This is a genomic window from Eubacterium sulci ATCC 35585 (genome assembly GCA_001189495.1).
Lineage (GTDB): Bacteria > Bacillota > Clostridia > Peptostreptococcales > Anaerovoracaceae > Eubacterium_B > Eubacterium_B sulci.
The window spans coordinates 626,032-637,950 of record CP012068.1 but is presented as its reverse complement, the minus strand read 5'-3'; the positions used below and the strand labels follow the sequence as shown (position 1 = coordinate 637,950).

The window sequence follows — 11,919 nt, the reverse complement described above, 5'->3', positions numbered from 1 at the left end:
ACTATGCCTTATACTGGTCAACGCACTTAACTACGTCTTCTACTGTCTTTAGCTGCTTTAGTACATCGTCAGGTAGCTTGATGTCAAACTCTTCCTCAAGAGTCATAACTAGCTCAACTGCATCTAGTGAGTCAATCTTTAGATCCTCTGCTAGGTTTGATTCTAGCTTAATCTTGTCCTCATCTACGCTAAGTGTTTCAACGATTAGTTCCTTTACCTTCTCAAAAGTCATTATAAATACCTCTCTCTTCTTTAATAATCAAAATTAAACTATTGCTTTTCCCACTCACGTGGCGGGTTTGAAGTAAGTAAAATATTTTATCTAAAAGAATTTAGTTAAAATATTTTATATAATTCTTTGTTAGAATACCATTTTGATATATCTATGTCAAAGGTTTTTTCGTGTAAAAATGTGTTGTTTTTGTGAAATCGTAAATCCTTGCAAATAAAAAAAGCCTGACATTTGAGGCTTTAAACCCTCAAATACTAGGCTTTGATTATCATAATAAATCATATATATAATTTTGCCATCATATATTCATAGGCAAATTACCTTCTTATAACTTACTAGACAGCTTTATTCACAGCTACTATGCTGCACCACTCGCCCAAAATAGCTTTTTCTACTATCTCAAATCCGCATTCTATCATACATTTTTCTACAGCTTCAGATTTCTCTGTTAGTATTCCTGATGTAATAAATATGCCCTTTTCTCCTAGATGCCTTTTGGCATCCTTTGATAGCCTCATGACAATATCTGCAAGTAAATTTGCAACTACGATATTTGCTTTATAGTCAACTCCTGTTGTTAGGTCTCCGACTATAGCCTTTGCCCTATCGCTGACCTTATTTAGCTCGTAGTTTTCATTGGATACTCTAACAGCATCTTCATCGATATCTATGCCAAGAACATCTGATGCACCTAGCTTTGCAGCAGCTATGGAAAGTATTCCAGATCCACTTCCTACATCTAATACCTTATATCCATCAGACATATATTTTTCTATCATTCTTATGCAGAGCATTGTTGTCTCATGAGTTCCCGTTCCAAAGGCCATGCCCGGATCTATCTCTATGACAATGTCCTCCTCATTAGGCTCATACTCGCACCACGTAGGCTTTACTACGATATTATTAGAAAGCTTCGTTGGCTTGAAATACTCCTTCCACTTATCGCGCCAGAGCACATCGTCTTCAACCTTAGCACTAACTGAAAGCTCTCCTAGATTTGCTTCAGCACCATATCTTCCCTCGGCTGCAGATTTAGCTAACTCCTCTATAGCCTTTCTTACATCGTTTGACTTGCTGCGTCCTTCCTCATCATCAGCAAAGAAAACAGTAACTGCAGGCTCAATCATGCTAACGTCCGGTATCTGACTTTCGTCGTACCATTCGCTTGGACCAGGAGTTGCTATCATTGCAAGTATCTCATCTGGATCATCTATCATCGCATCGTTAATTCCTATGTTCATAAGCGCTGCAAGGACTGGATCAATTCCGCTCTTGCTCGTCTTAATCTTCACTTCTATATATTTCATGCCTATGGCTCCTTTTGTTCAAAAACTAAAATAGCTCCGCTTAAAATATATCATTTGCGAAGCTAATTAGCAATAAATATGTCAGGTTCCTTTTGATGTGTATCTAGTCAAAGTTCTTAGAATGACATCTTTGAAATCGCCTTCTTAAGCTGAAGTCCTACTGTTGCTGCTAAGAAACATTTTACAACATCGACAGGCATCTGAATTGAAATTGATGAGAGAAGAAGTACTGAAACTGCCTTATCAGTTTTGATGTAGCAAAGCATGATGATCAGCTTGTAGGTGATTCCTATGGCATAAATCAGAACAAAGCCAACCATCGATGCGAAGAAATATCTTTTAATGCTAGGCGTTCCTCTCTCTGAGATATATCCAACTGCATACGATGCAAAGATGAAGGAGATGATATATCCAAATGTCGGCATTAGCACATAGTTGAAGCCTCCGCCACCAGCGAAAACTGGAACTCCGCATATTCCGAGGACCAGATATATTGTAAGGGAAAGTGCACCTAGCTTGCTACCTAGTACAAATCCCGATAGGATAACGAAGAAGAGTTGCATGGTTACATAGTCCATAAACGGCATCGGTATTTTGATGAATGCACCAACTGATACCAGTGCTGTAAATAGAGCTACAATTGCTAGTCTGCTTGTCTTGTTTTGAAACTTGTCTGTAATCATAATAATAACCTCCGTAGTAAATTACGAAGGTTATTATATCACTATGGATTTCATTGGTAAACTATTTTATAATTTGGTTTACAATACGCTGCTCATGACTAAAAATAAGTCCAGATGCCATGTCAACAGCTTATTTATTAAAAACCAAAGATTTCTTTTACCTTTTGTGCAAAGCCATTTTTCTTCTGATAGCAGTTCTTATCTAGAGCCGCATCCATATCTTCTATGGCCTTGCGCTGCTTTGCGTTAAGCTTTGTTGGAACCTCGAGCTGGACCTTTACATAAAGATCTCCCATTCTACCATTTCTAACATTCTTAACGCCCTTGCCTTTGAGTCTGAAAACAGTCTCTGGCTGAGTTCCTGCTGGAATCTTATATGAAACCTTACCGTCAAGCGTTGGCACTATAATCTCATCTCCTAGCGCTGCCTGAACAAAAGTAATCGGCATGTCTAGGTAAAGGTCATCTCCAGTACGCTTAAAAAGCTTATGCGGTTTTACATCTAGCACGATGTAGAGGTCTCCTGCCGGACCTCCGTTCACACCTGGCTCACCCTGTCCTCTTAGTGGAATAACTGTATCTGTATCGACACCTGCTGGTATCTTAACATCTATTGTTATCGTCTTGCGAACGCTTCCCGTACCGTTACAGTCTGGACATGGAGTATCTATCTTATATCCTGTTCCATTACATTCTGGGCATGTGCTCTGGCTATGGAACTGTCCAAAAGGTGTTCTCTGAACGCTATCTACAACACCTTTTCCGTTACACCTTGAGCATGTGTGCTTTTCTGTTCCAGGTGCATTACCTTCACCACCACATTTTTCGCACTTAACCATCTTGGTAAGTCTTATCTTCTTATTTGTACCGAAAGCAGCTTCTTCAAATTCAATCGTAACATGCTTCTGAAGGTCTCTTCCCTTCTGAGGGCCGTTTCTTCTTCCGCCTCCGAAGCCACCACTAAACATGCCACCAAACATATCAAAGATATCCTCAAAGCCACCGCCAGAGAAACCTCCCTGACCAAATCCAGCGTTTGGATCTACACCTGCATGTCCGAAGCGATCATACTTTTCCTTCTTCTCAGCATCTGAAAGAACAGCGTATGCTTCGTTTATTTCCTTGAATTTTTCTTCTGCAGCCTTATCGTCAGGATTTCTATCAGGATGATACTTCATTGCCAGCTTTCGGAATGCTTTTTTTATCTCATCATCTGAGGCTCCCTTTTGTAGCCCCAGGACCTCATAGTAATCTCTTTTTTCTGCCATATTCTCACCTATATTAACCGCAAACGAGGATTTGCTCTGAAGCAAATCCTCTTGCGAGTCAAGCTAAATCTTTCCTTTATTTATTCTCATCATCTACAACAGTGTAATCTGCATCAACTACATTGTCGTCTGCTGCGCTTCCTGCATCTGCACCTGCGCTCTGACCTGCTCCACCCATGCCTGACATGTCTGGGCCAGCTTCAGCACCTGCCTGCTGATATAGCTTTGTTGAAACCTCAGTGAACTTAGCTGAAAGTGCTTCTGACTTAGCCTTGATGTCCTCTTCATTGTTAGCCTCAAGAGCCTTCTTTAGCTCCTCGTTAGCTTCCTTGATAGCTGATTCATCTGCTGCATCAATCTTTCCTTCTAGATCCTTTAGAGACTTCTCTGTCTGGTATACAAGAGCCTCAGCCTGGTTTCTATTCTCGATAGCTTCCTTCTTCTTCTTGTCCTCAGCAGCATAAGCTTCTGCTTCTCTTACCTTAGCCTGGATTTCTTCCTCTGAAAGCTTTGTTGATGATGTGATTGTAATCTTCTGCTCCTTACCTGTTCCAAGGTCCTTAGCGCTTACATTTACAATGCCGTTAGCATCGATATCAAATGTAACCTCAATCTGTGGAATTCCACGTGGAGCTGGAGCGATTCCTGTAAGCTGGAACTGTCCTAGTGAGATATTATCTGCTGCCATTTCTCTTTCACCCTGCATTACGTGGATATCTACAGCTGTCTGGTTGTCTGCAGCTGTTGAGAATACCTGGCTCTTCTTTGTTGGGATTGTTGTATTTCTCTCGATTAGCTTTGTTGCAACCCCGCCAAGTGTCTCGATTGAAAGTGAAAGTGGTGTTACGTCTAGTAGAAGAACGTCGTTAACCTCACCTGTCAAAACACCAGCCTGGATAGCAGCACCGATTGCTACGCACTCATCAGGGTTGATTCCCTTGAATGGCTCCTTACCTGTAACCTTCTTAACTGCTTCTTGAACAGCCGGGATTCTTGTTGAACCACCTACCAGGATTACCTTCTCGATGTCGCTGTTTGAAACGCCGGCATCTTCCATTGCCTTCTTCATAGGTGCGATTGATCTCTCTACCAGGTCAGCAGTTAGCTGCTCGAACTTAGCTCTTGAAAGATCCATATTCAAGTGAAGAGGGCCATCAGCTGTAACTGTTATAAATGGAAGGTTAATGTTTGTTGTCTGAGCGCTTGAAAGCTCCTTCTTTGCCTTCTCAGCTGCTTCCTTTAGTCTCTGAAGAGCCATCTTATCAGCTCTAAGGTCCACACCGTTTTCCTGTGCGAATGTATCTGCAAGATATGTAACAATCTTGTTATCAAAGTCGTCACCACCGAGCATTGTGTCACCATTTGTTGCTAGTACTTCGAATACGCCATCACCTAGTTCTAGAATTGATACGTCGAATGTACCACCACCCAAGTCATATACTAGAATCTTGTGTGTTCCTTCTTCCTTATCTAGACCATATGCTAAAGATGCTGCTGTTGGCTCGTTAATGATTCTCTTTACATCAAGACCAGCAATCTTACCAGCATCCTTTGTTGCCTGCTTCTGAGCATCTGAGAAGTAAGCTGGAACTGTGATTACAGCTTCATTAACCTTCTCACCTAGATAGCTCTCAGCATCAGCCTTTAGCTTAGCGAGAATCATAGCACTGATGTCCTGTGGTGTGTACTTTTTGTCATCGATTGTAACTGTATAGTCCTCACCCATGTGTCTTTTGATTGAAGTAATTGTTCTTTCTGGGTTTGTTACAGCCTGTCTCTTAGCTGTCTCACCTACAAGTCTTTCGCCGTTCTTTGCGAAGCCTACAATAGATGGTGTAGTTCTGTTACCCTCTGCATTTGCAATTACTACTGGTTCGCCACCTTCCATTACAGCAACGCAGCTATTTGTTGTTCCTAAATCTATTCCTATTACCTTTGCCATATCAAATTCCTCCTAAATATACTTAATTTATTTGCACTAATTACTAGTTATTTACCTTTACCATTGCAGCTCTAATAACCTTACCGTTAAGCGTGTATCCCTTCTGCATTACATCCGTAACCTTGCCGCTCTCATACTGTGGATCATCACCAGTCAAAACAGCATTGTGAAAGTTCGGATCAAAATCCGCTCCTAGAGCCTTTATCTCCTCAAGTCCAGCCTTGTTTAGCTTATCTAGCATCTGCTTGAAAATCATCTGCATTCCGGTCACAAAGCCTTCGTCATCTGTATCATGCTGAAGCGCTCTCTCAAAGTTATCCAAAACCTCCAGAAGGCTTAAAACAAGATTCTCATTAGCGTAGCTTCTGAGGTCATCTTTCTCTTTGGAGACTCTCTTTTTATAGTTCTGAAACTCTGCCATGAGTCTGACATATTTGTTTGCCATATCATCGTCAGCATTTTCTTCTTCCTTAGCTACAAGCTCTTCCTCAGCTTCTTCTGGCTTATCTAGATCCTCAGCCTTATCCTCGCAAGCCTTGCATTCCTCATCCTTGAGCTCGCAAGCCTCTGCGTTCATCTTCTCCTTATTCGCCACTATCGTGTCCTCCCTCTTCTAACTGAAAGCTCTGATTCAAATTATCGGTCAGATACTCCATTATCGAAGTTATTTTGTCATATCTCATTCGCTTAGGGCCGATTACACCAATCTTACCCACCTGCTTACCGTCCACACTATATGTGGCTGTTATCATAGAGTAATCATTCATCTGCTCATCCATATTCTCTTCACCTATGGTTACTATCATACCCTTATCACGGTTTATGACAGTCTTGATAAACTCATCCTTATGACTAAATAAATTGAAGAAGCTCTTAGCACGCTCTATATCGTTATACTCTGGAAGGTCAAATATATTGGTCATACCATCCATGTATAGCTGAACATTTAGCATCTCCTCAAGAGTCTTAAGGAAGTCTGGCATGATATCCTGCTCGAGCTTATCCATAGCTTCGACATCGTTGTGGAAGCACTCGATTATGTTACCTGTCAGTACATCCGTAAGTGTTCTTCCTCTATACTTGTATGTCATCGACTTAGCTAGCAGCTGCAAATTATCATTGCTGCATGGCGAATCTAGCTTGAGCGCCGTATTGCTAACCTTGCCTGTATCTGAAACTATCATCATTACAACCGTGCGTTCATCGACTGGCAAGAGATTTACGAACTTGATTGTGTCATCAGCCGCCGTAGGCGTTACTGCAAATGATGTCAAATTCGTAATCTTAGAAAGAATCTTTGCCGCATGCTCTATAGTCCTATCAAACTCTCTGATATTAGCCTGAAGCTCGCGTGAGATTTCTCTCTTCTCATCTAATGTAAGTTCCTGTCTCTCCATCATCTGGTTTACGTAAAGGCGATATGCCTTATCCGAAGGAACTCTACCTGCCGATGTATGTGGATGCGTCAAATAACCCATCTCCTCAAGATCACTCATCTCGTTTCTGATTGTCGCAGGACTGATGCCAAGTTCAAACTTACGAGATAGAGCTCTTGATCCAACAGGTTCAGCAGATTTAACATAATCGTTGATAATAGCATGTAAAATCTTTAGCTTTCTCTCTGTCATCTCCATCTGCATCATCTCCATTCAGTAACAAGCACCTTCTGTGCCTGCTGCCTTAACTCTAACCAATCTTTGTTATTAGCACTCATTGTGTTCGAGTGCTAATCACTATATATAATTTACTCCTTATCCCATAGATTGTCAACACCTATTTGCAAATAAATTTATTTTTTTCTTGTGTTTTTTTAGTATGCTGAATTTGTTGAATTTGTGTTGGATCATGCTAATCAAGCCAGCACTTTTAGTATAAAAATAAGCAGATATGTAGTCGTATCTGCTTATCCTCTCTGTAAATCCTATCTGTTCCAGCCCATGGTTCTATTGACTGCATCGTGCCAGCCTTCAAGTCTGTAATCACGGCCTTCCTTGTCCATCTTAGGCGAGAATACCTTGTCTATCTTCCAATTGTTTCTAATATCCTCTGTATCCTTCCAATATCCTGTTGCAAGTCCTGCAAGGTACGCAGCTCCAAGAGAGGTAGTCTCTATACCCTTAGGTCTTACAACATCTGCTACGAGAATATCTGACTGAAACTGCAGTAGGAAGTCATTTGCCGATGCTCCACCATCAACTCTGAGGACATGAATATCGCGACCTAGATCAGAAGACATCGCAGCTATAAGATCGTAGCACTGATATGCAATAGACTCAAGTGCTGCGCGCACTATGTGATATTTGTTTGCACCTCTAGTAAGTCCGAAGATTGTGCCCTTTGCCCTAGCGTCCCAGTAAGGAGCTCCAAGTCCAACAAAGGCAGGAACTATGTAAACGCCGTTGCAGTTTTCGACCTTGCGAGCCATTTTTTCGCTGTCTGATGCTTTTTTGAGAAGCCCTAGTTCATCCCTCAGCCACTGAATAACCGCGCCACAGATGAAAACTGAGCCTTCTAGAGCATAAGTAATCTTACCATCTATGCCATAGGCTATAGTAGTGAGGAGGCCGTTCTTTGATTTAATCGGCTCATCTCCCGTGTTCATAAGAAGGAAGCATCCTGTTCCATATGTACTCTTAACAGTTCCCTTCTCAAAACAAATCTGTCCAAATAGAGCTGCCTGCTGGTCTCCTGCTGCACCAGCTATTTTGATAGGTCCACCCCCAAAGAGCTCATCTGTGGTTTCTCCATAAACCTTACTCGAATCACAGACCTCAGGAAGCATAGACTTAGGTATATTGAGAATCTCAAGGATTTCATCGTCCCACTCAAGAGTGTGTATGTTGAACATCATGGTTCTTGAAGCATTTGAGTAGTCAGTGACATGAGCCTTTCCGCCCGTCATCTTCCAGATAAGCCATGTATCCACTGTTCCAAATAAGAGCTTGCCCTGCTCTGCTAAATCTCTTGCGCCTTCAACATTTTCTAATATCCAGCGAAGCTTTGTCGCGCTGAAATAAGGATCGATAAGAAGTCCAGTTTTATCTCTAAACATCTCATCAAGTCCCTGCGCCTTTAGGCTCTCGCAGTAGTCTGCCGTTCTACGGCACTGCCAAACTATGGCATTATATATAGGCTCACCCGTTTCTTTGTTCCAGACGATAGTGGTCTCTCTTTGATTGGTAATACCTATAGCATCGATATCCTTGTGCGTGAGTCTTGCCTTAAGCATGGCCTCGTAGGCGACTGTCATCTGCGATGACCAGATTTCGTTTGCTTCATGCTCAACCCAGCCCTGCTTAGGGTAATGCTGTTTAAATTCTAGCTGTGCAGAACTCATCTGCTTGCCAGTTCTATCATATATGATGCAGCGCGAGCTCGTTGTTCCCTGGTCTAGCGCCATAATAAACTTTTCCATTATTACCTCCACACAAGTAGATTAAAGGATCTACACAAATATCGCCATTATTTTGTTCGAAATATCAAAGCCTCTCTCACTGAGCCTAAGGCCGTTTTCGTCCTCTATCAAATCGCCACTTTCTATGAATGGCTCTATCTCGTCTCTTCTGCCAGCGTAGACATCTGCAAAACGCTTACCAAATAACTGCTCAAATTCATCAAAGCTTATACCAGCAGTGCGTCTTAGCCCAAGAAACACAAATTCTGAAGCCGTATCCATAAAGTCATTCACATGAAACTCGCTGTATTTGTAGTTTGCAAATTCAGCATCAGAAGACTCTATCATATTCCTCGTCTTGCTGTTCTTTAGAAAATCTCTTTCCATCAAAACGCCCTTGCCATAGCCTTCATCAGTTGCATTTGTAAATCTCACACCATCTATATAAGATGAAGCACTTTTCCCAAAACCTATGTAGTCTGATAAGGACCAGTACTTGAGATTGTGTCTGCACTCAAAGCCCGGCTTTGCTGCATTTGATATCTCGTAGTGCTCATATCCAGAAGACTTCAGGCACTCTATTGCCCTGTGATACATCTTCCTATCTGCTTCATCTGTGACCTCTGCAAATACACCATTCTTATACATATCATAAAGCGGAGTTTCCTCCTCTATCTGAAGACTGTAAAAAGATATGTGCTCAGGTGAAAGCTCAAGCATCTGATCTAGCGTGTCCTGCCAGACGTCCTCGTCTGCACCAGGTACAGAGAACATCAAATCGAGATTTATATTATCAAAGCCTGCTGCCCTTGCAGCTGCAAAGCTTTCGCGTGCATCCTTTGATCTATGAATCCTGCCAAGCGTCTTAAGCACATCGTCTGAAAAAGACTGACATCCCATGGAAAGCCTGTTAAAGCCTGCGTCGTGAAGCTTTGATAAATATGCCTCGCTTACCGCTCCAGGATTTGCCTCGAGTGTTATTTCGCAGTCATCTGTCACATCAAAGAAACTTCTTATTGCATCTAGTACTTCTATCAGACTCTCTGCCTTTAGCGTGCTTGGAGTTCCCCCACCAAAGAAAATGCTATCCACCTTGCGATCAGGCCTTTTGGCACTTTCTATCTCCTGCACGAGAAGATTTACGTAGGAACTTTCCTCTTCAGTGCTGGGCCTTCCTGCTGCAGAATAAAATCCGCAGTATATGCACTTACTTATACAGAAAGGGATATGTACATATATCCCTAGTCCTGCATCTATTTTATTTGTCGTCATCATATTTTAGAACCGCTGTGAAGGCTTCCTGAGGCACCTCTACCTTACCGAACTGGCGCATTCTCTTCTTACCTTCCTTCTGCTTCTCGAGGAGCTTCTTCTTACGCGATATGTCTCCGCCGTAGCACTTTGCGATTACGTCCTTACGGTAGGCTCTTACCGTCTCTCTTGCGATAACCTTCTGACCTATGGCAGCCTGAATAGGAACTTCAAACTGGTGCATAGGAATAACTTCCTTGAGCTTCTTGCAAACGAATCTTCCTCTATCGTAGGCAGCACTCTCGTGAACTATCATGGAGAAGGCATCTACCAAATCCTTGTTTAGTAGAACATCCATCTTAACAAGCGAGGACTTCTGATACTTGATGAACTCGTAGTCAAGCGAGCCGTAGCCCCTTGTCTTTGATTTTAGGGCATCAAAGAAATCATATATAACCTCATTGAGCGGTAGCTCATAGTGAAGCTGAACTCTATCCTGAGCTATATATTCCATATGTAGCATAGTACCACGCTTCTTCTGGCAAAGTTCCATGATTGTGCCAACATATTCCTTAGGCGTCATAATGTCAGCCTTAACTATCGGTTCCTCTATATGGTCTATCTCCGTCTGAGGCGGTAGGTTCGTCGGATTCTGTATCATCTGAACGCTACCGTCGTTCATAACAACCTTATATACTACGCTAGGCGAAGTCGTGATTACTCCAAGGTCAAACTCTCTCTCGAGTCTTTCTACGATTATCTCCATGTGGAGAAGTCCAAGGAATCCGCATCTGAATCCAAAGCCCAAAGCAGTAGATGTCTCTGGCTCAAAAACAAAGGCAGCATCGTTTACCTGAAGCTTCTCAAGTGCATCCTTGACGCTCTCGTACTTCTCTCCCTCTGCAGGATAGATACCGCAGTAAACCATGGACTGAACCTTCTTATATCCTGGAAGTACTTCGTCAGCAGGATCCTGAGCAAGCGTCACAGTATCACCTACTCTAGCGTCCTTAACCTGCTTGATGCTCGCGCAGATATATCCTACCTCGCCAGCTCTCAAATACTTAGTTGGAACGTGAGAAGGCGCCATAATGCCAACTTCTGTTACCTCATACTTCTTCTTTGTATTCATCAAAAGGATATTGTCTCCAACTCCAACCTGACCATCAACTATACGAGTGTAGATAACAACACCCTTATAGTTATCGTATACGGAGTCAAAAATCAAAGCCTTAAGCTTACCATCTGGATTACCGCTAGGTGCCGGAATAGACCTAACCACAGCCTCAAGAAGGTCGGTGATACCAATGCCTTCCTTTGCAGATACAAGCGGAGCCTCTGAAGCATCTATGCCTATCATCTCCTCTATCTCTTCCTTAACCTCATCAGGTCTTGAACTAGCTAGGTCTATCTTATTTAGGACAGGAACTATCTCAAGGTCCTCATCAAGTGCAAGATAAACATTTGCCATGGTCTGAGCCTCAACACCCTGAGTTGAGTCTACGACAAGAACCGCACCTTCACAAGCCGCAAGGCTTCTTGAAACCTCGTAGTTAAAGTCGACGTGACCTGGTGTATCTATCAAATTGAATATGTACTCATTGCCATCTTCTGCCTTGTAAACTAGCCTCGTTGTCTGAAGCTTGATAGTTATACCACGCTCCCTCTCAAGATCCATGTTATCAAGGAACTGCTCCTTCATGTCTCTATGAGCGACAAGACCTGTGTTTTCTATAATTCTATCTGCTAGAGTAGACTTACCATGATCTATATGAGCTATAATGCTAAAATTTCTAATATACTTCTGATAATCTTTATTTTCCATGCTTACCTCACGCATCA

10 protein-coding genes are annotated in these 11,919 nt (G+C 42.3%); all 10 read right to left on the bottom strand.

The window, feature by feature from the left end; genetic code table 11:
* Position 1: 1 nt before the first annotated feature.
* The 10 genes from ADJ67_02945 to ADJ67_02900 all read right to left on the bottom strand — a co-directional run bounded on the left by ADJ67_02945 (position 2) and on the right by ADJ67_02900 (position 11,902).
* Entirely contained in the window at positions 2-232 is a 231-nt protein-coding gene (locus ADJ67_02945; protein AKT46737.1) for an acyl carrier protein, read from the bottom strand.
* 335 nt (positions 233-567) lie between these two features.
* Positions 568-1,539, bottom strand: a complete 972-nt coding sequence (locus ADJ67_02940) for a hypothetical protein (GenBank protein ID AKT46736.1) — start codon at positions 1,537-1,539, stop codon at positions 568-570.
* Between the two features lie 116 nt (positions 1,540-1,655).
* Positions 1,656-2,222, bottom strand: coding sequence for a biotin biosynthesis protein BioY (locus ADJ67_02935; GenBank protein AKT46735.1), 567 nt, complete (start codon positions 2,220-2,222; stop codon positions 1,656-1,658).
* A 137-nt stretch (positions 2,223-2,359) separates the two neighbouring features.
* Complete coding sequence (locus tag ADJ67_02930; protein AKT46734.1) at positions 2,360-3,490, bottom strand: molecular chaperone DnaJ; 1,131 nt, start codon at positions 3,488-3,490, stop codon at positions 2,360-2,362.
* 76 nt (positions 3,491-3,566) lie between these two features.
* Positions 3,567-5,432, bottom strand: a complete 1,866-nt coding sequence (gene dnaK, locus ADJ67_02925) for a molecular chaperone DnaK (protein AKT46733.1) — start codon at positions 5,430-5,432, stop codon at positions 3,567-3,569.
* 43 nt (positions 5,433-5,475) lie between these two features.
* Entirely contained in the window at positions 5,476-6,009 is a 534-nt protein-coding gene (locus ADJ67_02920; GenBank protein ID AKT47645.1) for a hypothetical protein, read from the bottom strand.
* 7 nt (positions 6,010-6,016) lie between these two features.
* The gene (locus ADJ67_02915; protein AKT47644.1) at positions 6,017-7,066 is read right to left on the bottom strand and encodes an HrcA family transcriptional regulator; all 1,050 of its coding nucleotides are present in this window, start codon (positions 7,064-7,066) and stop codon (positions 6,017-6,019) included.
* Positions 7,067-7,353: 287 nt separating this feature from the next.
* The gene (glpK, locus tag ADJ67_02910) at positions 7,354-8,847 is read right to left on the bottom strand and encodes a glycerol kinase (GenBank protein AKT46732.1); all 1,494 of its coding nucleotides are present in this window, start codon (positions 8,845-8,847) and stop codon (positions 7,354-7,356) included.
* Positions 8,848-8,877: 30 nt separating this feature from the next.
* Positions 8,878-10,101, bottom strand: a complete 1,224-nt coding sequence (locus ADJ67_02905; protein ID AKT46731.1) for a hypothetical protein — start codon at positions 10,099-10,101, stop codon at positions 8,878-8,880.
* The gene (locus ADJ67_02900) at positions 10,085-11,902 is read right to left on the bottom strand and encodes a GTP-binding protein LepA (protein ID AKT46730.1); all 1,818 of its coding nucleotides are present in this window, start codon (positions 11,900-11,902) and stop codon (positions 10,085-10,087) included. The genes ADJ67_02905 and ADJ67_02900 overlap by 17 nt, the downstream gene beginning before the upstream one ends.
* Between the last annotated feature and the right edge of the window lie 17 nt (positions 11,903-11,919).